The following is a 24,295-nucleotide window of genomic DNA, read 5'->3' on the forward strand; positions in this document are numbered from 1 at the left end:
TTTATGACCAACTCTTCTTGAACGCAAAAAAAGTCGCTTGAAAACCTCATTAGGTTCTCAAGCGACTGCTAAAATGTTTTTCTTTTATCTCTTAATTTTTAACGATTTTGTTTCCTTTTGTTAAGGAAAATAATAGCTCCAATTGCTACAAGTAAGCTTCCAAATAAGAGTGTTAGCAAGGATAAACTATCTCCTGTTTTTGGTAATTTACTCATTAACGTTGTGCGATCTTTATCTTTACCTGTCTTCTCTAATTTGCTAGAACCATTATCTGGTTTAGAAGGATTTTCAGGTTTTTGCGGAGTTTCTGGTTGACCTGGGTTTTCAGGTTGTTCTGGTTGTTCTGGTTGACCCGGGTTCCCTGGATTTTCTGGTTGTCCTGGAGTTTCTGGATCTGGTTTCTTGATAAAGCGAACCGTTTGATCTAAGTCATTAATATCTTCATGGGCCACAACTTCTTTGCCATTGCGGAATAATTTCTCAAAGACAACGACTTCGCTTCCGCCTAGTTCACGTGCATCTAAGTCAAAGGCTACTTCTACGACACCACTTGGCTCTTCTGGTGTGAAGGTTGTTTCGCCTAGCACTTCTTTACCGTTTGATAGGACTGGCTTCCCTGTTGCTTTGTCCATGAGTTTTCCTGTGACAGTATATTCTTTTCCAACGATTAAGTCTTCATAGTATACCTTGTCAATAATGCTTACTTTTTCTTCTGGCATGATTTCTTTCTCACCATTTTTATCTGTCGCGATGGTTTTTAGGTCTGGTTTCGTGAATTTCACGGTTTGGTCTGCGTCATTAATGTCTGTATGCACCGCTACTTCTTTGTCGTCGGTATACAGGCGCTCAAATGCTACGACTTCTTGACCTGCTAAAGCTTTGGCGTTGAACGTGAAGGTTACGTCTACTTCGCCATTTGGTGTTTCTGGTGTAAATGTTGTTTCTGCTTCTACTTGCTCACCGTCAACTAATAATGGTGCTTCTGTAGATTTGTCCATCAAAATTCCTTTAACCGTGTACTCACGACCTGGCGTAAGATTTTCATAACGAACCGTATCGACTAGGCTGATTTCTTCTTCTGGGCTTGGGCTTTGTGTGCCTGTCTCTACGTCACGTAATGTTGTCCCGATTTCTGGTGTTTTGATTGTTACTGTTTGTCCTTTATCATTGATGTCTTCATGAGTAACTACTTCTTTCCCGTTACGCATTAATTTCTCGAATACTACTAGGTCCTTACCGTATAAGTCACTTGCGTCAAATGTGAACGCTACTTCTACAGAACCATCTGTTTCTTCTGGTGTGAATGTTGTTTCGCCGCGTACTTCTTCACCTTTTACAAGAACTGGTGCATTTGTGGCTTTGTCCATCAAAATTCCTTGGACCGTGTATTCTTTACCTGCGATTAGGTCTTTGTAGTCTACTACGTCGATGATAGTTACTTCGTTATCTGCATTTAGTTCTTTTTCACCGTTTTGGTCGGTTGCTGTTGTTCCGATTTCTGGTGTTTTGAACGTAACTGTTTGGTTTGCATCGTTAATATCTGTGTGAACGGCTACTTCTTTACCGTTTTGGTATAGGCGCTCAAACGCTACAACGTCTTGTCCTGCTAAACCTTTGGCGTTGAATGTGAACGTTACTTCTACTTCACCATTCGCTGTTTCCGGTGTGAAAGTTGTTTCTGCTTCTACTTGCTCGCCGTCAATCACGAGTGGTGCTTCTGTTGCTTTGTCCATCAAGATTCCTTTAACTGTGTACTCACGACCTGGGATTAAGTTTTCGTATTGGACTACGTCTACTAATGTTACTTCCTCTTCTGGACTCGGTGTTTGTGTTGCTGTTTCTTCGTCACGTAATGTGGTGCCAATAGCTGGATCTACCACTTTGATTGTTTGTTTCGCATCATTGATATCTTGGTGAACAGCCATGATCGCGCCATTTAATTTCAACGTTTCAAAAACAACGATGTCTTTGCCTTTTAGTTGTGATGCGTCTACTGTAAATTCGATTTCTTCCGTGCCATTAGTATTCGCTGGGCTAAACGATTTCGTCGCTGTTACCGTTTGACCGTCTACTAATAATGGTTGATTCGTTGCTTTGTCCATCAAAATTCCTTCGATATCATACGTTTGCGTTGTATCTAGATTTTGATATTGTACTTCATCGACAATCGTGATTGGTCCTGCGTGTACATTGCTTTCGCCTGTTTCTTTATCACGTGCAACCGTTCCAATGCTTGGCTCGATGAATGATACGGTTTGTGTTAAACTATCTTTATCCGTGTGCTCAGCAATTACTTGTCCTGACTCGTCTTTCAACACTTCAAAGACAACATACGAATTACCTTTTAAGTCTGTCGCGTCTAAATTGTTGAGTGGTACTGTGACTTCTCCAGATGCTGTTGTCGGGATGAATTCATGCGTTCCTTGTGTGAATACAATGTTTCCAGTTAACTTGTCTACCAATGTTGCTTCTAATGTGTAACGCTCACCTGGATTTAGGTTCGTGTACACAACGCGGTCACTAAGTTCCACGTTTTGATGCGGATGAATATCATGTTGTAATCCTGTGCTCGTTTCAAATGCAAATGTTTGTAAACTTGGTGTGAAGAAAGATACCGTTTGATCTGCATCGTTTAAATCTTCATGTGTTGCGACAACTGCATTTGTTGCTGTATCGATCAAACGCTCAAATACAACGACTTGTTGTCCTTTCAATGCACGTGCGTCAAATCCGTCTAATTCTACGACTTCTTCGCCGTTCTCTGTTGTCGCTGTGAATGTTTTCGAACCTTGCGTCAATGTTGTTTGACCATTTTTCGTCATTAGTTTTGCTTCTAAACGATAGTTTTTGCCTGGTGTTAATTGCTCATACATAACACGGTCACTGATTAGTGTTGCCATGCCTGGATATAATTCTTTGTTATTCGTTCCTGTTTCAAAAGCTAACGTTTCGATTTGTGGTTGATAATCACGCTTGTTCGTGACGTTGTCTAATTCTAAAACAGTGGTATCACTCACAATTTCAAAATCAATCGCCTTACCATCTAAAATATAACCGCCAGTTGGTGCTTTTGTTTCAACAAAGTGGTAGTTACCATATGGTAAGTCATTTACTGTTACTTTACCTGTTGTCGCGGCACTTGTATAGACACCTAAAGCATTACCTGGCGCACTTGACGTACCTTCGTAAAGGGTAAACTCTGCACCTGCAAGCGGGTTTTGTGTATCTGCATCTACTTTTGTAAATTCTACGCTGCCAAGTGGTTCAATCGTTGCTTTGTTGGCAACTTTCAACTCAAATGGTACCGTTACTTGACCTTCCCCAATTGTAAATGTTCTTGCTGTCGCGTCTAACTCATAGCCTGCTGGTGCTTTTGTTTCCACAAAATAGTAGTTTCCAAATTCTAAGTTGTTCACTTGGAACTCCCGATGCTGGTGTTACGTGGCTACTCACAAGTGCTCCTGATCCTGGTGTGCCTCGGAATAAATCGAACTCTGCTCCTGCTAAGCCTTTGCTCTCATCTGCTTCATCGTACTTGATTAATTCTACGGAACCTACTGGTGCTTCAATTGCTTTGTTGGCAACTTTCAACTCAAATGGTACCGTTACTTGACCTTCCCCAATTGTAAATGTTCTTGCTGTCGCGTCTAACTCATAGCCTGCTGGTGCTTTGGTTTCCACAAAATAGTAGTTTCCAAATTCTAAGTTGTTCACTTGGAACTTCCCAGATGCTGGTGTTACATGGCTACTCACAAGTGTTCCTGATCCTCGTGTGCCTCGGAATAAATCGAACTCTGCTCCTGCTAAGCCTTTGCTCTCATCTGCTTCGTCATATTTAATGAGTTCTACAGACCCTACTGGTGTCTCTAATTTTTCATTGATAATCGGGATTTCTAATTCTGTAATACCTTTTTCATTAAGTTCAAAAGCGTATGGTCTATCTAATAATTTATAGCCATCTGGTGCTTCTACTTCTTCTAATTCATAATTCCCAAATTTCAGAGTTTCATCGTGGCTAATTTTACCATCAGGGCCAGATTCTATGTTTTCTTTAATTAAATTTCTATTGCCATTAGAAATTCGATATAAATCAAATTTAGCTCCAGCTAAGGCATTACCAGAATCATCTTGTTTGACAACTGTAAACCCTGCATTGTCACCTTGTGCTCCACCGGTCCCTCCTTCAACCCTAATATTCCCACCAATATCTTCTGTTCTCTCTGTTGATACAACACGGGCTTTATTAGTAAATTCAACTTGATCAGGATCTGTAATTCTAGTAGTATAAAGAATTTTTCTTCCCATACCATCGTTAATATTACCCAAGTCGACTTCAAATGTCCTTGCTTCAGCATCATAATTGTCAATTTTTTGTTGCCAATTTTGGCCATAGCCGATACCTACTATACCATTTTTATTATAGACTCTAGACAGGAGTACCTCGTCTTCCTTCATAAAGCCAGCAAATTCTTGTCCTGGTCCCAGTTCATCATACACTTTCACATTATTCATCGACTCATATAAAACGGGAAAAGCAGGGTTAGGCAACAACGGTGGAATAATAAGGATTTCCCAACGTATCATGTTCTGTGACGGTAGATAAGTCCCCGACTTATAAAACATATCACCTGACTCAGGTATCTCTGGGTTTGAGCCACCACCGCCTGGTGTTTCTGGTGTAATTGGTATTACCACCGTTCCTCCGGGAAGATCAAATTCAATTTCAATTTCCTCCCCTGGAGTAATATCACCCGAAAATGTAACGAAAAATTCGAAATATCCGGAAACATTTGATTTTCTCTCAGGGTAATCTGTAAATGTGACAACATATTGTTGCCCACCTCTTGTAGTTGCTTGACCAATCGCAACAAGTTCTCCATTACTATCCTTAAACTGAAGTTCATTATTTTGCGCTGTTTGAAGTTCCTTAGGAAGTGTAACCTCCATTTTATCGCCTTGGTCGACATCTACCGTATTTGGAATGCTAAACTCATATCTAACTCTGAAGTCTTTATCTGCTGGAGCAGATGTAATAGGATTACCATTACCATCGGTAAGCTTAACACTGTCAATAAATTGGTTGCCCCAATTGTATCCACCTGCAGCTGATGCCATTAATTGCATGGATAATTGATTAATCACCAGTACACATAACAACAGGATAGTTATAATCTTTTTAAAATTTCTCTTCATTCATTTCCTCCTGATATTTCGAATTTTTAATGCCTGACTGCCTGTCTCAATTACTAGTATATATATAAACCTAATTTCACGATGTAACATATGTTACTCGATGCTTTTTTTCGTTTCACACCTGCTCTATATTTATCTTTTTTTGTCTCTATACAAGATATATCAGCTATTCATCCCATGTTTTCATTTTGCCTTATGCAAGATGTACATTGAGAAAAGCCTATTTTAGCATGATGAACCGACAAAGATAAATTAGGATATTTTCGTTTGGCTAGCATATCGTTACATAGTGTAGGTATGTGTCTGTTTTCCTCCCTTGAAGAGAATAACACGATTCCTACTGGTGCTTTGTAACAAAAGTTACAGGACTAAAAAAAACAAACAATGATACGAACTATCGAAAAAGATATTCCTCTTCCCTTCCCATTCTATTAGGGCTTTTCGACATTCCATATCTCTGTTCCTTCTATAATAGGTTTCATTTTTTATGCAAAAAAAGCAGATTGCATAGAAAATTATTTACATGAAAACACAGACAACATATGTTACAATGCCAACTATTTATATGTGTTAATGTAAGATTGTTATTGGGCTACCAGTAAATCCGAATAGGAATGGAGAGGGTATAAAGAATGGATTTTTTACAGGTTCATGATCTATTAATTAAAAAACCTAACTTGTTAGTATCACTGCTTGAGATGACAGAACTTGATACGTGGCATCCTGATGTATGTCAGTTTCAAAAACTAAAAAGTTACCAATCTTTAAACATGGACAATGCTGAGAAGATTATTCATGTGACGCAAGGCGTTTTATTACAGCAGGTCAATAATCCAGACATTTGTAAAATCAGTGTGAATGCGATTTGGTCGAAAGATGATGTCCTATTCCATAATGTTTTTCAACAAAACCAATACGAGTACTTAGCAATCGGTGATGTGGAGGTAGCTATATTTGACGCGCGAACTGTGTTAGATACTCTTTCTAAAGAACCATTTTTTCCGGATTTTTTAATTGAATATAATAGGCGTCAACAAGAGGAATTCTTTCAGTTTTCTTACATGCTAACGAAAAATATTCGCGAACGTGTCCTGGATGTCATGAAGCGTTTCTCAAAAAAACATCCCGATGGTTATTTGGTTCCGAAACGTGTCAACAGTTTGCTGCTATCGAAATGTTGCCAAGCCACGCCAGCTACAATAAAAAAAGCCTTGCTAGACTTAAAACATGAAAAACGCATCGTAAAAAGAGAACAGCACTTATTTATTCAAGATTAGATGATATGCGATGGCCTGTTCTTACATATTTATTCTCTTAAAGACAGATATGTAGGAAGAGGCGAAATTTAACATTTTTATACCTCTTTGTTGTATAATAAATATGAGAGATTCAGATGCTGTAATCTGCGAGGGAGGTAATGATAATGAACTTTATACAGTTTCACAAAGAACTGTTTCGTATTAATTCTAAGTTTTCAGAGTACGCAGCTAATCATGCAGAAGCCCAAGAATTTGTTTTCGAAGGCCCCGGTTTGTTCCAAGTCGATTTGGAAAAGTATGCATTTCTAGTCTATGAAGGCGTTGTCCTTAAATATCATATTTCTCCGCTTGGCAAAATGCTTTATGATAATTTCTATACGCGTAATTCTTTTATCGGCTTACTTCCTAATATTTTTTATTTTGATGACTACTTTGAATATACGACGCTTGGTAATATTCGCGGTTTAAAGATTCCATTGTCGGCTTTGGAAACTTATCCTGATGATCTTAAAAACGAGCTTTTCCTCCGAAATATTCAGCGTGAATTGTTTTGGAAAGATAGTGCGGCTCGTATGTTAGGGCTAAATTTGAAAGAGAAAATCTATTATATTTTGTCTATCATTCATAGTTTTCGCGGCATCAATCCCTGGGACAACACGTATAGCATTCCCAAATATATTACGCATGAAATTTTAGCGAATGTCGCGAATGTGAGTCGGACGCGTGTGTCTTATGTTATGTCTGAATTGCAAAAAGAGAACGTCATCACATATAGTAAGGAAGGAAAGATTGTTATTCTAGATATTGATTTTCTGCATGACTCTTGTGGTTACTAGTTCGAACTTTTTTCTTAAACACCATCCTAAAGCTCCTATTATCAGGAGCTTTTTGATATGTAGCTGACCAGTAGATACGTCTATACAAAAGTCTGAATTATAAACGAATAATGGGCAGCCAAGCTCCATATATTCATAGTGATTAGATTATGGACTTGCTACGTACAGTAGATTCTAGAATTTGATGATTCTCCTTATCGATATTTCATAGTCCTAGAAAAGGTGACAACAAGTTAGTTTTAAACAGCGGACAGCACAAAAAACTTCCTTTCATAGGAGCTACTTTAATTAGCATAATGCATTATTTTTTAATATGACAGATTAAAAAAACACGTATTTGCATATTTTTTTCTTTATTGTAGCTAATTTAATTTGCAAACTAAAATAAATGTCCTTAAACGTTTGCGGCTCAACAGATTATTTTATGTATATTTTGTGTCTAAAGAATTTATATGGAAAATTCTTAGCTAAGCTGAGCCAGCTAAGAATTTGAGATTACATTTATTTAAGACATGTAATGTAAAAAGTAGTTACTTTCTTCTACCATGTAAAAATATAGCTGTACAGAAAATAAGTCCCAAACCAAATAATACGGATAAATCGCTACTATCTCCTGTTCTTGGCAACCTAGTCGCTGATTCCAACATTGGCGTGGTTTGATTTCGCTCGGCAGATGGAGCTTTTTCTGTCGAGCTATCGTTTGCTTCAAGAGCTGGGTTTACTGGGTTTACTGGGTTTACTGGGTTTACTGGGTTTACTGGGTTTACTGGGTTTACTGGTTTTATTGGCGTTTCTGGTACTCTTGGTGTCTCTGGTGTCTCTGGTGTCTCTGGTGTCTCTGGTGTTTCTGGTGTTTCTGGATCTACCTTTCCGGGTGGCGTTACTTTCTCAAGTACCGTTACTTGGACTGTCTTCGTTGCGCTTTCTCCCACACTATTCGTTATTTTATAGGTGACGTCGTATATGCCTGGTTTCGTGTTGTCTACATCATTTTTGAGAATTTCAATAGCATCTGTAAGGTCACCATCTTTAGCATCATTGGCACTTATTTCAGCCCTCGGATCAAAGTTATCTCCTACATATATGGTATGGTTTTTCGCCTCAATCGTCGGTCTACTTAGCACCGTTACTTGAATCGTCTTCGTTGCGCTTTCTCCCACGCTATTCGTTATTTTATAGGTGACGTCGTATATGCCCGGTTTCGTGTTGTCTACATCGTTTTTGAGAATTTCAATAGCGCTAGTTATGTCTCCGTCAACAGCATCATTTGCCTCAATCTCTGCTCTAGGATTATAGACATCACCTACATAGATAGTTTTATCAACAGCTGTAATCGTCGGTTTTCCTGTTACAGTAATCGTGATTGTTTTAGTGGTTTTTTTGGCAGCTACACTCGGTGTGAAGTTTAGGTTTTCTAATGTTTTCAACAAAGCATTTCGATAAGTAACTTCTCCTGAATCTATCAGTGAAATGTTCTTATTTGCGTTTGCAGGAAGTACTCCCGATACTTCATATGTCACATGATAAGTGCCTGGTTTACTAGTGTCTACATCGTTTGCAATCACATTAATCTGGGATGTCAGATTATTGGATGCTGTATCTGTCGCTGTCGGCTTCACTGTTTGAATTGGATCAAAAATTGCCCCCTCAGAAAGCGTCATGTCTTGTGCTGCAATACTCGGTGCACTGCTAACTGGAATTTTTCCGGTAACATCGAAAGTGACTGTATAATCGCCTTCTGGTAAAGCATCTAAATTCCACGTCAATGTTTGATCGGACAATGTTGGTTCTTGATAGGGCGCAGGTACAGGCACTATTTGACCAGAGCTATTTCTCACCTTTGCGCTACCTTCTACATATGTTTGACCAACGCTTATTTTTTCTGAAATACTTAATTGGTCATTTAGATTGGTTTGAATAATGTCCTTCACCGCGGATGAAAAGCTTTCAATCGAATTATCATCGTTATTCATATTGAAGAAGAACTCATTACGCGAGACAAAATTCGGCACATTTGCATTGATATAATTATTATAGTTGTTGTAGGCACTTGTTCCCCATTCTTTTTCAAGTGCCGCTTTATTTTGCCATAGTCCAAAAGATGTCAAGTATCCCGCAGATGTAATATTACTTAATGCTGCGTTTATACCAGTTGATGTTCCAAGTAGAGGCACCATCGATGTACTTGGCGTCAATGCCGTCCCGTTTATATCCCCATTCGGAAATCCGTCTGTTACAACTAGAAATAGTGTTTCACGGTTCGCTTCTTTTACTGGGTGGTTCGTTTGATAATCCTCTAAGGCTTTTTGAATCCCATAGGCTGTTGGTGTGCCATTACCATACAGTTGCTTCGATGTGACATCATCAATCGCCGCTTTTATGTCCCCAAATGAATTCGTCATCTCCGTTTTATAAATCACATTGAAAAATTCATTGTATTGGCCTGAATTCTGTACCTCCAGCGTAGTTCTTGGATCACTATAAATCGGTAACCCTGTATCAGTGCTCTTGATGGATGTAAAACCGATGAACTCGGAGCGGTCAATCACTGGGCTCATTAAATCGATGGCTCTTTTTAACTCATTCGCCACGCTCGGGTACGTATCTCGAAAACTTCCCGATAAATCTTGTACAATGACTAAATCCAATTTCTTTTCTCGAGGTTCTTTTTTTATTGGGACGCTAATCGTATGCGTCGCTGTATCCCCTACAATGTTTGTTTCCACTACCTTATGTGTAGTTGTTGCTGCATGGATTACAGTTGGAACACTACCTACAAGTAAAACTAAGATGATGAATATATTAGCTAATTTTTTCATCTTTCTCCTCCTTTTAATTCTCTCTATATAAAAATCTAGTAGCCTTCCAAAGCTATAGATTCAATTTTCTACTTATGTAAGGTCTCTACTTGCTGATTTCCCTCAACACCTTACAAACGTAATCAATTTTTTTATCTGTAAGTTGTGTACCTGATGGTAAGCAAAGCCCCTTCTTAAATAATATGTCTGCGTTACTTCCTTCTCGATTTTCGCTATAATACGCAACATCCTGAAATAGTGGTTGCCTGTGCATTGGTTTCCAGAGGCGTCTGCTTTCAATTCCTCTCTCCGCCAATTGCTGCATCATTTTTTCTGGCGAGTTTTTTTCGAATAAAACCGTTGTTAGCCAGCGATTATTGAACGTCTCCTGCCATTCTGATAAAAAGCAGATTTTTGAATTGTTTTCAAATGCGGCTTCATACGCTTCGAATATCGCGCGTTTCTTGGCAATTCGTTCTTCTAAAACTTCCAGTTGCGCAATACCAATTCCCGCTAGCACATTGCTGAGACGGTAATTAAAACCGACTTCGCTATGAGAATAGTACGGTGCTTCTTCTTTTGCCTGAGAGGAAAGATAGCGCGCTTTTTCAATTTGACTGACATCATTAGAAACGAGAGCCCCACCGCCAGACGTTGTGATAATTTTATTACCATTAAAAGAGTAGATGCCGAATGTACCAATAGTCCCTAGTTTACGCCCCTTGTAAGTAGAGCCTAATGATTCCGCAGCATCCTCAATAACCGGAACATCATAACGATTTGCTAGTGCCATAATCTCGTCCATTTTGCAACTTTGACCATATAAGTGTACAACGATGATAGCTTTAGGAAGTTTATTTTTGGAAGCCGCGTCTTTTAGTGCTTTCGATAGGGCGATTGGACTCATGCCCCACGTATCCGTTTCAGAATCAATGAAGACTGGTACTGCACCCATGTATAGGACTGGATTAATGCTTGCGACGAACGTAAATGTGGAACAAAAAACCGTGTCACCGCTCTGTATGTTTAAAAGTGTCAACGCTAAATGAATCGCGCTCGTTCCGGAATTCGTAACCGCTACATCGGCGGCACCTGTATACATAGCTAAATTAGCTTCAAATTGATTGACGTGTGGCCCGAGTGGCGCAATCCAATTCGTATCAAAAGCTTGCTGGATATATTTTTGTTCTTCCCCGCTCATGTGAGGAACTGCTAATGGAATTTTATTCATTTTTTAATTTCCTTTCGTTTCACGGAGTCAATCCTGTAAATTTCGACATCGTTGCTTGGCTGTCTTCTGAAATGCCATCTCGTTGCACTATTCTATAGATTGTTAATAAAGCTATTTTCAAGTCTAATAGGAGCGATTGATGAGTCACGTAATGGCAGTCAAAGGAGAATTTTTCTTCCCAACTAAGGTTATTTCTTCCCTTTACTTGTGCCAAACCTGTCATTCCAGGTAACACGTTCAGACGCTTCCTCTGTTCCTCTGTATAGAGGGGATTGTATTCTAAGAGTAATGGACGTGGCCCGATAAAACTCATGTCACCTTTTAAAATATTAAGAAGTTGTGGTAATTCATCAATGCTTAGTTTGCGCATGCTGCTACCATATTTCGTTAAACGATCAGCATCAGGTAGCAGATGACCATCTATACCATATTGCGTGCGCATCGACTTCAATTTATAAATCGTAAAAGCCAAACCATCTTTACCCGCACGCTGACTTATATAAAATGGCTTTTCGCGATATAATGCATAAAAAATAGTGCCGCATACTATAATAATCGGACTCGTAAGCAAAGCTAATACGAGTGCCAAAGAAAAATCAATCCAGCGTTTCACCAGAAATTCCCCTCCCATTTGTAATAACTCGCCAAATCCGATTGGCAATTTTGTCTACATCATATTCCTCTGCCAACCGCTTTGATGCTTGATGCGCCTGATGCCAACTCTGCTGATCTGTAGCCAAATGCGCTATATAATCACAGTATGCTTCCACATCCTTATGAGCGAATCCTTTTCCAGCACCACTATCTTCTAACACTTGCTTCTGCCAACCTTGATAATTAAGCACCACTGGCAACCCACATGCTAAAAAATCAAAAAACTTATTCGCACTGTTATCCCATAAAATTCGCTCATTTTTAACAAGCATCGTCCCCATTTGACAACGAGAAGCGATCTGAAGCGTCTCTTTTTTCGATTTTGCATCTAAGATTCGAATATTCGATAGCCTTTTCTCTTTAATTTGCGCTTGCATTTTTTGTTTTTCAGAACCTTCGCCGATGAGCAAAAAATGAACCGAATCTTTATTTTCTAATCTTTGGGCACAAGCAATTAAATAATTCACGCCATTCACAAACCCAATCGTTCCAGGATGCACCACTACAAATTTATCTTCCATCCAGCGCCTTAAAAATACATCCTCTAGCTGCTGTCCATCACTCTTTTGGACAAGTGATTGATTCGAAAAATTCTCAGCTACCGTCACTTTGCTTGCTGGAATTTTTTTTTTCAACAAATTCTGCCTCATTCCTTCTGATAAAACAATAATGTGTGTGGCAGCTTTATAAATCCTCATTTCGAGCCATTTCAGTATCCTAATCATCCATATATTTCGAATATATCCTAGTTGAATAGGAATATCTGGCCACACATCTCGCACTTCGAAAATAAACGGCTTTCGCTTCCATTTACTTAAAATAAGGCCAACCAAACCAACTGTCAGCGGAGTCGACGTCACATATATTTTGTCAATATTTTTTTCTCGTATTCCCAAGATAATACTCCATAAGAAAAAATGAATAAACGCTACTATCCGTCTCATTTTTGACATTTTTTGATTGTATGCTGTTTGAGTAGACTTGACGACAAGACCTTCCTCCGTTATATGCGAATCACCTTGACCACTTATCATGACTACCTCCGCTCCATTTTCTAAGAAACGCTTGGATAACTCATACGATCGTGTGGCACCTTGATTTTCTTCATAATGTTGATGAATATACAATAATTTCATATTAAATCCTTTCGAAAAGTAGTTGGTACGTTTCTAAAAGTTTATCCGCCTCATTTTCCCAATTAAATCGAGACATATGCGCCCTTCTGCCGTTTTCCATGTAATCTAGATACATCCCTTGTTCGTTTAAAAGCAGCTCAATCGCATCCGCAATCCCTGATATGTCCTTAATATCAACCGGAATTCCGCTCCCACTATCCATCATTAATTCTCGCCAAAGTGGGAAATCAGAAGCAACATATGGCAATCCAAACGACATATATTCAAAAAGTTTCGTCGGCAGCGATTTCAAATAATTCGGTTCTGGATGCAGGAGGGCAAGCCCAATATCAGACTTTTCGTAGTATCCATTTAGCGCTTCTAAATCCATCCGTCCTTTTAATTGCACTACGCCTGTCAGTCCATGCGTTTCCATATAATCTGCACTCCACGCGCGCAAACGTTCCGGAACTTGGCCAATAATGAGCATCTGAAAAACATATCCTCGTTGCCGCAACATACTCGCCACGCCCAGCATCTCCTTAAACCCACGAATCTCGTGTATAGCCCCCGCATAAACTAGCGTAGTCACATCGAATTTATCATCAACGTCCAGTGCCGCTTTCAAAAATGGATAGTTCAGCACATCTTCCTTGTGCACCGCGATATCCGCATAATGCTCTTTATAATATTGTTCCGCAAATAAAATCGCATCCACCTGAGCCAATCGCTTTTTTTCAACGCTGGCAATCCTGTTTATACACACATTAGGCACTGAAAAGCCCATGATTCGCTTACTTTTCAGCGCAGAAGGAAAATCTTCATGCATATCAAAAATAATTTTTGCGCGTGTCCTTTTTTTTATTTGCGGCACTAAAAACAGCAACTCTGGATCATGTAAATGTACAACGTCTGGTTGCTTCCTCTTCACTTCCTGCAAAAAATATCGCCACGTTAGAAAACGCTTTTCCAGTCCTCTTCTTGGCAACAGCGTCACGGTTAAATATGGTTCATCTGGTAGCACATCATGCGCCCCTTCTATCGCATAGTAATCCACCTGATACCCCGCACGCAGTAAGGTCAGAACTTCTTTATGATAAATCCGCGAATCATTCCAAGGATGAACCGAGCTTAAAATAAGGATTTTTTTCATAACCTGTACTAATCTCCCTCTCTGTTTTCAAAAAATAATTAATGATGAAAGCAATTAAAATACCGTGGGTCAGCAAACTCGTAATTAAAGACGTATCAACCAAACTCCAAGCTGGCATAGCGATTAATGTTGCACTAACAATAAAATTCCGATTTGCCGAAATACTATCATAAAGATACAAAATACCTACGAGCAAAAAAGTAAAGCCAATAATACCCGCATACCCGAAGTTCGCAAAACCGTCTGCCCAAATATTTGCATTTGCCGCCAAGCCAACTCGCTTAAAATAATGCTCCCCAATCAAAAACGGCGGCAATTTATCATAAGGATAATTTAGGAACGGCGCTAAAATACTGTGCGAAAGTTGAACTTGCGGATTGATTGAAAAGAAATCGAAATAATAGCTCAGCAAAAGCCCTGGCGTAATAAGCATCCGCCGAATAAATAAAGAGGTAAACTCCGAGCTATCTGTCAATATATCCAATCCCATTGTCAAAAAAACCAGCGCCGTAATCCCATACACAAAATACAAGACAAAATTATGCCCATTTTTTCGTAAACAATAGATAATAACAAGAATAAAAACGCTAGATAAAGCAACACTTTTTTGCCCAGTAATAGAAAAGATGAATAGTTGCCCTAACACACCGATGCAAATGAGTAGCTTATTTTTATTCACAAATCCAAGCGCTAAAAGTAAAGCATTGACAATTTTTGACTGCCAATTAATCGCATATCCTGATAATCGATTTACCTGCTCCCTATAAGACTCCCGCAAATCATACACATCATCCACTTGCGAAAAGTTAACATGAATCCCGAACGTCTGGACAATAATTCCCCATAGAGAAAGAGACGTTAAGCCGATAAATAAAAACATCACTTTCTTCTTCATTTTTGTGTAGTAGATGGGTATTAAAGAGAAACTCCCAGTCATATATATTAACGCCATACAAAACAGCAATACCAATTTCAGAATGACAATATCGTCAAATATGTCTACACGCACATAATCCGGAACAATCATCGCAGGTATGTAGACCATCATGTACAATATCCAATAAACAATTCGCGACGGTCGATAAGCATGTGTATTGGACCATAAAAGTGGTATAAACACAAATATAATCGACACGAACTGCCCACCCACACTCGGATGTAAATTAATAAATCCAAAATAAGAAAAGGCTGGGGAAATGAAATCGGTATACGCTAATTTCAAGCCATATACATAAAAAGACATACCGATACACAGTAAAATTTTATTCCATTTGATTCTCATATACCGTATCCTCTCGTTTAATTCCCCAATTGCCAATGATAAACAATAAAACGTAACTCCCCGTCATCGCTATGCTGAAAAATAGTACCGCCGCTGTCATACCCATTTGAAATTGATAGATTAAGAAAAAACCTACAAGCAGCAATGCAAAACGCGAACTATCCCACAGTAATTGCAAGCCTTGATTTTCGGTAATATATAGAATTTGCGACACAGGGAGCACTACGAGTTGGGCAAAAAACATCGGCGTGAGCATTTGCGCATACACACCCGCCATCTCCCAACTCGGTCCAAATAACCAAGTAAAGAGCATGGGAGATACCGTAGCAAACAAACCCATCGGCAAGAGAAAAATAAGAAACAGTCGGCTCATTAATTTCCAGTACACTTTTTGCAAAGCCCGTGGATTTTCTCGTAGTAATTCACTCGCTTTGCCGTAAAACACTTGCCCTAACGCCGTCGTAATCATCGCGATGGGAATACCAACCATCCGTTGCGTTAACGAAAACTGACCACTAGAAGCAACTCCAAAAAAAACAACAAATAGTAGCGTCGGTAACTGTATCGACACATTATTCAATACGAGTGAAGGCATCCCTAGAAGCGGAAACTGTCGATACTTCTTCAGCAATAATAGCCATCTGCCTCGTTGTAAAGAAAACCCTTCTTGCTTCACAAACCGAACAAATAAGTTCAACGATCCAGTAATACGACCTAACACATCCCCTGTGACAAGACCAACACCCGTCTTTGTTATCACTCCAGCCAAGCCAATTTGCGCTACTCCGTTCACACCACTCTGTGATATTTTCGCGAAAGAAATGTGACCGTAATGGTTATTCCGAATCGCCCAATAACTCAAAATCTGCTGTATACTAGCCGCAAAAACACCAACTCCGAATAAAATCGGCACAACATAAGAAACAGAAACCCCAATCAGTTGAAACACCGACCAGCCCGTTGCCAAATACAAAATCAAACCACTCAAAAACCACACAGACGAAATCCCGATACAAAGCCACACGATATGTCGAACATCATTGTGATCATCATCCATTGGAATCGCTTTTTCATATGCGAGTGCTGAAATCACTAAAAAAATCCCTAATAAACTCGTATACGTTCCGAAAACCCCAAAGTCCTCTGGTGTAAAAATCCGTGTCAAAATGGGGGATAGCCCGACTAAAATAAGTTGGGCCACAACATTCCCAGAAAATACTTTCGTTAAGTTTCTCAAAAAAGAAGACTGGAATGCGTTCTTCATCGGCTACTGCATCATCGCAAGACGCTCTGGTATCCCAGAACCAATACGGAAAACTTTCTCACTATTTTCCCCTTGAAACATGTTTCGAGTATCGACAATAAGATTCGCCTCGGTAACAATTTCAGCCGTATTAAAGACACTGTGATTCGTCAAGGTTACAACAACATCATAATCGTTATACCGCACATCTTCTTCACTGTATAGCCGCGTCCCGTCTTCACTGTAGAAGAATTCCACATGCGGATCATAGTAAGAGACATAAGCACCATTTTTGTGCAATAACTCATATACTTCTAGTGCTGGTGATTCACGCACATCATCAATATCCGGCTTGTAAGCCATGCCTAGTAACAGCACCTTCGAACCACGAATCGATTTATAATCCACATTCAACGCTTGACTTACTTTATGAATCACTTGCTCTGGCATTTTTTTGTTCGTCTCTTGCGCCAACTCAATAAACCGACTGAAAAAATTAGCTCCTTTTGCTTTCCATGAAAGGTACATTGGATCTAGCGGGATACAATGTCCGCCGATGCCGGGACCAGGCGTAAACTTCATAAAGCCAAATGGTTTCGTTGCCGCTGCATCCACGACTTCCCAAACATTCATGCCAAGCGCCTCGCATAACATCGCCATCTCATTCATAAACGCGATGTTGATACTGCGAAACGTATTTTCAAGTAGCTTGCTCATTTCTGCGACTTTAGTAGAACTAACAAGATAGACGTGATTAATCACATTCGAATATAGTGCATCGCCTAGTTTGCAACAATTTGGCGTCGTACCGCCAAGTACTTTCGGCGTATTTTTCGTTTGGAATGTTTTGTTTCCAGGATCAACGCGTTCGGGTGAATAGCAAAGAAAAAAATCTTTCCCTACGCGGTAACCTAGCGCTTCAATTTCTGCTTGAATAAGTTCTTCTGTCGTACCTGGATAAGTGGTACTTTCAAGCGTAATTAACATTCCAGGCTTCATATATCGTTTAATTTCTGCAACAGCTGCAATGATATAGGACATATCAGGTTCTTGAGATTTCGTAAGCGGCGTCGGAACACAAATACATACTGCATCGACTTCACCTAACTTCGAAAAATCAGTCGTCGGTATAAAATGTCCGCTTTGCCTAACTGCCGCTAGTTTTTGATTCGTGATATCAATAATGTAAGAATCGCCTTGCGTGAGTTGGTTGACCTTACCAGCATGTATATCAAAACCGATGACATTATATCCCGCCCCAGCAAACTCAATCGCCAAAGGTAATCCGACATAACCGAGTCCGATAACACCGACCGTGCAATTTTTCGTATTTATTTTTTCTTGCATTGTTTCATAATACATAACTAGACCTCCAGTGGAATCTGCACTTCATTTCGATTGGCTACTTTTAAAAGCTCTACAGTTAGCGCTTCTTTAGATAGGTTCCCATAATTCATGAGTAAATGTTCTACTAGATACTCTCGTGTCACAATTGCTTTTCCAATAAACATTTCTTCCGTCGCTTCCATTTGAACACGTTCATCAACTTCAAGCAACTCTTCATGAAGCTTTTCGCCATCACGAATACCTGTGTACTGAATCACTATATTTCGTTTTCCAGACATCGTAATCAGACGCTTGGCAATGTCTTTGATTTTTATAGCTTCCCCCATATTGAGAACAAAAATATCGCCACCGTTCGTCATTGTTCCAGCCTGCACAACAAGGCTCGCCGCTTCCTCAATCGTCATAAAATAACGCGTCATCTCAGAATCAGTTAATGTTAGCGGCTCATCTTTTTCAATTTGTTTTAGGAAAAGCGGGACAACGCTGCCACGACTCGCTAGCACGTTACCAAATCTTACAGTCGTATAGTTTGTGACATACTTATTGTTTAAATGGGCGACAATCATTTCTGCAATACGCTTGCTTGCCCCCATGACATTTTGTGGTTCAACAGCTTTATCAGTCGAAACAAGGACAAATGTTCCAACGCCAACTTCACCAGCAACTTCAGCAACATTTTTCGTGCCGATAATATTATTCATCACTGCGGAATGTGGATTATTTTGCATGAGTGGAACGTGTTTGTGCGCCGCTGCATGAAATACAAAATCTGGTTTGACTTTTTCCATCAATCGGCGAACCCCTTTTTTATCTTGAATTTCTTGGATTTCAGCTGTAATTTTGATTGTTTTATTAGTCAAGTTCATAAGTTCATTTTGAATCAGATAAATGCTATTCTCGCCGTGACCAACTAAAATGATTTCAGCTGGATTTAGCGCATAAACCTGCCGACAAATTTCTGAACCAATAGAACCTCCTGCTCCTGTAATAAGTACTTTTTTTTGATGTATTTTCGGATAAATATCGGCGGGAAGTGGTGTTCTTATTTTTCGCTGTAATAATTCTTCAGCGAAAACGTCACTCTGTGGTATGTGCATTTGCTTCTTCATTTGAAAGGTCCCCTTTGCCAACTTATTTATTGTAATAATAATATTTGCTACTCTTTTCTTGCTTCGTTTTGTTTAAAATGATTCCTAAAATTGGGGTATTCGTGCTTTTTAAAGTGTTTAATGCTTTTTGAAATTTTTGTTTCGGTGTTTTGTTTTCTTCAGCCACCATGATAACACCATCAATTTTTTGCGCTACAATCGTTGTATCTGCGACAATGACTGGTGGCGCGTCTATCAGAATGTAATCATAGTATTTTTTGACCGTTTCAAGTAAGTCTTTTAGGACCGTCTTAGATAGTAATTCTGACGGATTATTTGGGCTTTGACCTGCTGCAATAATATCGACATTGAATAAAGACGTGTTTTGAATCACTGTTTCGATGGTAGCCTTCTCTTTTAAAATATCAGTTAACCCCAACGAATTATCTACTCCTAAAATATAGTGTTGCGACGGTAACCGCAAATCTGCATCTATAATTAACACTTTTAATTCTTGGCGCCCCATGACATCCGCTAAATTCGCAATGATTGTTGATTTTCCTTCTTGTGGTTTCGTTGATGTAATCATGATTGTTTTTAGCGCTCTTTTTTTACTGATAAACTCAATATTGGTTCGAATTATTCTGAATTGCTCTGCTATTCTCGAGCCTTTTTGATGCCTAATCAGTAGCTTCGATCGTTCTTTTTGCACGTTTCTTCACCTTCTTCCGTTCATTTTGAATGGAACCCATAATCGGGATATCTGTTATTGCCTCGATGTCTTTTTCGGATTTGATTGTTGTGTTGAGGAGTTGGAATAGGAAAGATAATAAGATTCCCAAAACTAATCCTCCGAAAGCACCTATTGCCATGGCTGATTTTCTATTCGGTGCAATTGGTGTTTTGCTATCTTCGGCTTTTGCCTCTGAAAGGATCGTAACATTTTGCTGATCCATGATATTTTTAATATCGCTTTTAAATACGGTTGTCATTTCATTAGCAATTAAAGCTGCGTCTTCTGGTGTATCTTCTGTCACTTTAATCGTAATGACTTGCGAATTATTTACATTTTCAATAATAATTTGTTGTTTTAACTGCTTAGCTGATTGCGTTAGATTTAAATTATTTTTGACCTGATCTAAAATACGACTGCTTGTCAAGATAACGGAATATGTGTTTACGAACTGCTGATTCGATTGGACATCCGCGGCTGTCACTTGTTCTTCTTTTTTTTGATTGACGAGAACATCTGTAGATACTTGGTACACTGGTGTAATAAAGTAAGAGGTATATACGGTCATCGCTAGCATACCTATAATACAAGTGGCGATAACGATGTACCAATATTTTTTGAAAAAATGGCCGATATATTTTATATCAAGAGTCTTATCCATTTACCTCGCATCCTTGATTGTTTGAATCGTCCATGTTGCTTTTGACTTTGTCTCTGGGTTTTCATAGGTAACCGTTAATGGTGCCTCACCTTCTAGAACAAAGAATGCGTCACCTTCCGCTTCTTTACCAGGGTCTAACATCGTTCCGATACTTGTCGATGGATATATTTTAAGTGATTTTCCGTTACTGTTTTTTACATTTAGCAGCATCGAATCTAAGGCTTGTGGATCAGCGCTATTATTCTTTCCTTTAAAACGAATTTTTATGATGGTATCATCTGTTTTTTTTACTTTATCAAGTTTGTTGACTTCCTTGACTTCGATGGCTACACCGTCTACTTTTTTCGTCATATTCACTGTCTCTTCTGATGTTTTTTTAGTATTAATCTCGGACTTTGATGTGTCGCTTTTCGTGTCACTTGCTGTATTTCCACAAGCACCAAGTACTAAGGCTATGACTGCAAAAATGGGCAAAATAGTTCTTTTTTTCATTAAAGTTGTGACCTCCATGTGAATTTTTTTATGGAAAGAGAAACCCTTAACTGACTCATGTCAGCTAAGAGTTCGAGAATACAATTATTTTGCGATAACGGTTACCGTCGTGCCTGTATCTCCTGGAATTTGCGCGCCAAGATCGACAGTAATTTTATCGCCAGCTTGCAATTTACGTGATACGCCTGTTTCGTCTTTAAAGAAGCGGCTATAAATTTTGAATCTACCATTAGAACCTATACCACCAGCTGTAACTGTCTCAATGTTTTCTTGTGGTGTTACGGTACGTTGTGGAATGCCATTGATAGATAGTCGCAATACTTGTGTTCCGGTTGGTACTAAGCCAGTGATGTAGTCAGATTCTGCAATAACGGTATCAATAATTGGCTTAGCAGAAAGGCTAACTCTCACAGAAGTAGCTAAATTCGCTGGTGTTTTACTCCCGTAATCTACTGTTACAATATCCCCCATTTTCAAGCGTAAGTTGGATACAGTGCCATCCGAAACAAAACGGCTATAGAATGAGAAATTACCATTCGCATCTGGTTCCACTAAACGTTGGGGCACTCCGTTAACGACTAAGCGTACGGATACTGCACCAGCTGGTGCTTTCCCTGTAATCGCTTGTTGGAAAGGCCCAACCTCATCTACGATTGGTGCTGTTGCTGGGATGTAATTGCCAACTTTCACATTGACTGATGGACCCGTTTTCGTAGCGTTCTTTTGTGCAACCGTGATAATGGTATCTGCTTTTTGTACAGGAATAGTGACAGAGAATTTACCGTCTGTTCCAACGATACCTGTGTAAGTTGCTGTGCCAATTTTAACAACGGCTGTCAGACCTGGTGTTCCTTTACCTGTCACAACTTTGTCCTTATTCGTGACAGCATTTGCAGTAGGTGCAACAACCGCTACATTCGCATCCAAAAGATTTTGAGCTTTGTCCAAATCTTTTTGTAGTTCTACTTTTTTCGTTGGATCTGTTACTTTGTTAATCAAAGCTTGTGCTGCATTGATTTTGGCTTGATCTGTTGTTGGTTTGATAACGTTGCTTGATGGTGTGTTGTTGATGAATAGCTCATCTACTGCTTTTTTGGCTGCGGCTGTAGTGGCTGCATTTCGTTCATCTAGTAGCTGCTGTGCGCGATTCAAGTTATTTTGTGCGTCTTTTTTTAGATTTGGGGCTTTGATTTTGTCGATTTCTTTTTGTGCGTTATCAATTGCATCTTGATTCGTAGTAGTTTTGATTGCATCTGTTTTTGGATCGTTATCCACAAATAATTGGTTCACTACGTATTCTGCTATTGCTTTTTGAATTTGATCAGCTGAAGCTTGCTCTTTTTTAGCATCAAGTAAGAGTTGTGCTTTTTCTAAATCACTAGTAAGCCCGTCTTTCACAGCACCTGGTTCTAAAGCATCAACTGCTTTTTTTGCGTCCTTGATAGCTTGGTCATCTGTTGTGTCTTTAATCGCATTACTAGTTGGGTCATTATTTTTGAATAGTTCATCGACCGCTTTTTTAGCTAGTAATTCTTTAGCTTTGTCGATATCTTTTTGTAAAGTTTCTTTTACAGTTGGGTCTTGTACCTTATCCAATAAATCTTGTGCGTTTTTGATTGCTTCTGCGTCTGTTGTTGGTTTGATGTCAGTTTTTGTTCCATCTGTGAATAGGGCATCAATTGCTTTTTTAGCTGCATCTTGATCAGCAGTTCCTTTTTGTACTACTGTTGTTGCATCAGAAGTTTGAGAGTTCCATGTTGCTGTTGCTGTAACGGTTACTCCAGCTGCTTGTTTTGGAATAGTAATGCTGTATTTGCCGTCGTCTCCAGCTTTTCCTTGACCAATGATAGTCGTTCCAACTTTGAGTACAATATCTGCCCCTGGCTCTGCTGTTCCTGTTACCGTAGTAGCATCTGAATCTACTGTATCAAGCTTTGTTTGACCGATTGCTTTTGAAGAAAAACTTCCGCCAGTAATTTTACCAATGTTGCTTGATTTGAATTGGCTAGCAAACAAAGCATTGTTTGATGTCATATTTGTTTGTGTCGGATTACTATAGCCTGATAATGTAAACTTAGCATTGAAAAGACCTGGATAAGATGCATCTGGCATAGTTTTAGTAACATTTTTAACATTCCATGTACTAATACCTTGGCCTGACTCTATAATTACATCTGTCGCATTAGAATACGATCCAAGTGCTGCGCCTGTACCGAGGTTCGTTATGGAGAAATTAGACCCGTTAGCTAGCTTAAGCAAACTGCCTGTCTGCACAGCCGTTTCGACGTTACTACTTGTTACATCCAAAGTTGACCCTGATTCCGCAAAAAGACTACCATTCTGCACCAAAATCGATTCGTGGGTTTTTTCAGCTGTAAATGTTTTTAAAGAACTTCCATCTCTGAGGTATACATTACCAGCGTATATAGCAATGTTTTTACTGGTATCAGCTTGCATATCTATAGTACCGTAATTCATAATAGTAGTATTGTTCGCGCCATACATTGAACCCACTTTTGAGCGAGTTGTTAAAGTAGCATTATTTCCAACAGTTAGTACTCCCGAGTCAGCCGATAGATAGATAGTTTCTCTATCAGTTCCAGTCCCAGTAAAATTGGCAATTGCATTATCCTTAATTGTTAATTGTTTGCCCCAAAAAGCTGAATAAACTGTTGCAGTACTAGTTACCTTCCCATCAACAATCAGGTGTCCAAGTGGTAAAAACATCATTTCTCTCCCACTGTGAGTTACATTCTTATACGTAACCTCTATACCATCTGGTCTACCCCAAAACACCCCATAATCATCTGTGTTCGTAATAGTTAGATCTTCCACTAGAGCTACAGCATTTGCCGTTTTAAGTTCAATATTAAGATTATTAGCATTTAACGTATATTTGTTCCCATGGATATTTTTTGTTGTACTGGTCACACTTGTTGTAGCTCCAACTGTAATATCGGCACTGAAATAAATATCTGTAACCGCTGTGCTTGCTAGAGCGGCCTTTAATTCCGCCCAATTATTAACTGTTACAGCATTATAAGGAACAGCTTGCGCGTTTACTGTATTTTCTGCTGCCAATACGTTAAATGGTATTGTAGTCATTAATTGGCTTCCGATAAGTGTTGCTACTAGTGCGATACTGCTTCCTTTTTTCAATAAATCTTGCTTTTTCATATTGTATAAAACACTCCTATAGCTTAGATTTCA

The 24,295-nt window shown here is 39.1% G+C and carries 17 protein-coding genes; 2 read left to right on the forward strand and 15 right to left on the reverse strand.

Features of this window, described 5'->3' with window-relative positions; all coding sequences use genetic code 11:
* Positions 1–98: 98 nt before the first annotated feature.
* Positions 99–3,416, reverse strand: a complete 3,318-nt coding sequence (locus EP57_RS16260; protein ID WP_052167438.1) for a VaFE repeat-containing surface-anchored protein — start codon at positions 3,414–3,416, stop codon at positions 99–101.
* Positions 3,355–5,193: a SpaA isopeptide-forming pilin-related protein gene (locus EP57_RS00085; RefSeq protein ID WP_036082999.1), complete on the reverse strand. Its 1,839-nt coding sequence runs from the start codon at positions 5,191–5,193 to the stop codon at positions 3,355–3,357. Before EP57_RS00085 ends, EP57_RS16260 begins: the two co-directional genes overlap by 62 nt.
* A gap of 632 nt (positions 5,194–5,825) precedes the next feature.
* Here EP57_RS00085 and EP57_RS00090 point away from each other — a divergent pair.
* Complete coding sequence (locus EP57_RS00090) at positions 5,826–6,470, forward strand: hypothetical protein (RefSeq protein WP_036083001.1); 645 nt, start codon at positions 5,826–5,828, stop codon at positions 6,468–6,470.
* Between the two features lie 146 nt (positions 6,471–6,616).
* Positions 6,617–7,288, forward strand: a complete 672-nt coding sequence (locus EP57_RS00095) for a Crp/Fnr family transcriptional regulator (protein ID WP_036083003.1) — start codon at positions 6,617–6,619, stop codon at positions 7,286–7,288.
* 530 nt (positions 7,289–7,818) lie between these two features.
* Here EP57_RS00095 and EP57_RS17255 read toward each other — a convergent pair.
* The 13 genes from EP57_RS17255 to EP57_RS00160 all read right to left on the reverse strand — a co-directional run bounded on the left by EP57_RS17255 (position 7,819) and on the right by EP57_RS00160 (position 24,262).
* On the reverse strand, positions 7,819–10,107 hold the full coding sequence (locus EP57_RS17255; RefSeq protein ID WP_052167439.1) for an immunoglobulin-like domain-containing protein: 2,289 nt from the start codon (positions 10,105–10,107) through the stop codon (positions 7,819–7,821).
* 85 nt (positions 10,108–10,192) lie between these two features.
* Positions 10,193–11,317, reverse strand: coding sequence for an aminotransferase class I/II-fold pyridoxal phosphate-dependent enzyme (locus tag EP57_RS00105; RefSeq protein ID WP_036083005.1), 1,125 nt, complete (start codon positions 11,315–11,317; stop codon positions 10,193–10,195).
* 19 nt (positions 11,318–11,336) lie between these two features.
* Positions 11,337–11,930 carry a sugar transferase gene (locus tag EP57_RS00110; protein WP_277619742.1) on the reverse strand — a complete coding sequence of 198 codons (594 nt, stop codon included), beginning with the start codon at positions 11,928–11,930 and terminating at the stop codon, positions 11,337–11,339.
* Complete coding sequence (locus tag EP57_RS00115) at positions 11,914–13,107, reverse strand: glycosyltransferase family 4 protein (protein WP_052167440.1); 1,194 nt, start codon at positions 13,105–13,107, stop codon at positions 11,914–11,916. Before EP57_RS00115 ends, EP57_RS00110 begins: the two co-directional genes overlap by 17 nt.
* Before the next feature lies 1 nt (position 13,108).
* The gene (locus EP57_RS00120; protein ID WP_036083008.1) at positions 13,109–14,239 is read right to left on the reverse strand and encodes a glycosyltransferase family 4 protein; all 1,131 of its coding nucleotides are present in this window, start codon (positions 14,237–14,239) and stop codon (positions 13,109–13,111) included.
* Positions 14,196–15,521, reverse strand: a complete 1,326-nt coding sequence (locus tag EP57_RS00125; protein ID WP_036083010.1) for a hypothetical protein — start codon at positions 15,519–15,521, stop codon at positions 14,196–14,198. The genes EP57_RS00120 and EP57_RS00125 overlap by 44 nt, the downstream gene beginning before the upstream one ends.
* Positions 15,502–16,785 carry a lipopolysaccharide biosynthesis protein gene (locus EP57_RS00130; RefSeq protein WP_036083012.1) on the reverse strand — a complete coding sequence of 428 codons (1,284 nt, stop codon included), beginning with the start codon at positions 16,783–16,785 and terminating at the stop codon, positions 15,502–15,504. Before EP57_RS00130 ends, EP57_RS00125 begins: the two co-directional genes overlap by 20 nt.
* Before the next feature lie 3 nt (positions 16,786–16,788).
* Entirely contained in the window at positions 16,789–18,126 is a 1,338-nt protein-coding gene (locus EP57_RS00135; RefSeq protein ID WP_036083014.1) for a nucleotide sugar dehydrogenase, read from the reverse strand.
* A gap of 2 nt (positions 18,127–18,128) precedes the next feature.
* Positions 18,129–19,220 carry a UDP-N-acetylglucosamine 4,6-dehydratase family protein gene (locus EP57_RS00140; RefSeq protein WP_052167441.1) on the reverse strand — a complete coding sequence of 364 codons (1,092 nt, stop codon included), beginning with the start codon at positions 19,218–19,220 and terminating at the stop codon, positions 18,129–18,131.
* Positions 19,221–19,242: 22 nt separating this feature from the next.
* On the reverse strand, positions 19,243–19,911 hold the full coding sequence (locus EP57_RS00145; protein WP_036083016.1) for a CpsD/CapB family tyrosine-protein kinase: 669 nt from the start codon (positions 19,909–19,911) through the stop codon (positions 19,243–19,245).
* Positions 19,880–20,593, reverse strand: a complete 714-nt coding sequence (locus tag EP57_RS00150; RefSeq protein ID WP_036083018.1) for a YveK family protein — start codon at positions 20,591–20,593, stop codon at positions 19,880–19,882. Before EP57_RS00150 ends, EP57_RS00145 begins: the two co-directional genes overlap by 32 nt.
* Positions 20,594–21,085: a hypothetical protein gene (locus EP57_RS00155; protein WP_036083019.1), complete on the reverse strand. Its 492-nt coding sequence runs from the start codon at positions 21,083–21,085 to the stop codon at positions 20,594–20,596. It lies immediately after the preceding gene.
* Between the two features lie 84 nt (positions 21,086–21,169).
* Positions 21,170–24,262 (reverse strand): toxin Cry1Ac domain D-VI-related protein, encoded by a 3,093-nt coding sequence (locus tag EP57_RS00160; RefSeq protein WP_036083021.1) that lies wholly within the window; start codon positions 24,260–24,262, stop codon positions 21,170–21,172.
* Positions 24,263–24,295 lie beyond the last annotated feature (33 nt).

The organism is Listeria booriae (assembly GCF_000766865.1).
Lineage (GTDB): Bacteria > Bacillota > Bacilli > Lactobacillales > Listeriaceae > Listeria_A > Listeria_A booriae.

Bases quoted from the DNA above. Each gene is read 5' to 3' on its own strand.
- EP57_RS00085 (WP_036082999.1), bottom strand. From the start codon at position 5,193: ATGAAGAGAAATTTTAAAAAGATTATAACTATCCTGTTGTTATGTGTA.
- EP57_RS00090 (WP_036083001.1), top strand. From the start codon at position 5,826: ATGGATTTTTTACAGGTTCATGATCTATTAATTAAAAAACCTAACTTG.
- EP57_RS00095 (WP_036083003.1), top strand. From the start codon at position 6,617: ATGAACTTTATACAGTTTCACAAAGAACTGTTTCGTATTAATTCTAAG.
- EP57_RS17255 (WP_052167439.1), bottom strand. From the start codon at position 10,107: ATGAAAAAATTAGCTAATATATTCATCATCTTAGTTTTACTTGTAGGT.
- EP57_RS00105 (WP_036083005.1), bottom strand. From the start codon at position 11,317: ATGAATAAAATTCCATTAGCAGTTCCTCACATGAGCGGGGAAGAACAA.
- EP57_RS00115 (WP_052167440.1), bottom strand. From the start codon at position 13,107: ATGAAATTATTGTATATTCATCAACATTATGAAGAAAATCAAGGTGCC.
- EP57_RS00120 (WP_036083008.1), bottom strand. From the start codon at position 14,239: ATGAAAAAAATCCTTATTTTAAGCTCGGTTCATCCTTGGAATGATTCG.
- EP57_RS00125 (WP_036083010.1), bottom strand. From the start codon at position 15,521: ATGAGAATCAAATGGAATAAAATTTTACTGTGTATCGGTATGTCTTTT.
- EP57_RS00130 (WP_036083012.1), bottom strand. From the start codon at position 16,785: ATGAAGAACGCATTCCAGTCTTCTTTTTTGAGAAACTTAACGAAAGTA.
- EP57_RS00135 (WP_036083014.1), bottom strand. From the start codon at position 18,126: ATGTATTATGAAACAATGCAAGAAAAAATAAATACGAAAAATTGCACG.
- EP57_RS00140 (WP_052167441.1), bottom strand. From the start codon at position 19,220: ATGAAGAAGCAAATGCACATACCACAGAGTGACGTTTTCGCTGAAGAA.
- EP57_RS00150 (WP_036083018.1), bottom strand. From the start codon at position 20,593: ATGGATAAGACTCTTGATATAAAATATATCGGCCATTTTTTCAAAAAA.
- EP57_RS00155 (WP_036083019.1), bottom strand. From the start codon at position 21,085: ATGAAAAAAAGAACTATTTTGCCCATTTTTGCAGTCATAGCCTTAGTA.
- EP57_RS00160 (WP_036083021.1), bottom strand. From the start codon at position 24,262: ATGAAAAAGCAAGATTTATTGAAAAAAGGAAGCAGTATCGCACTAGTA.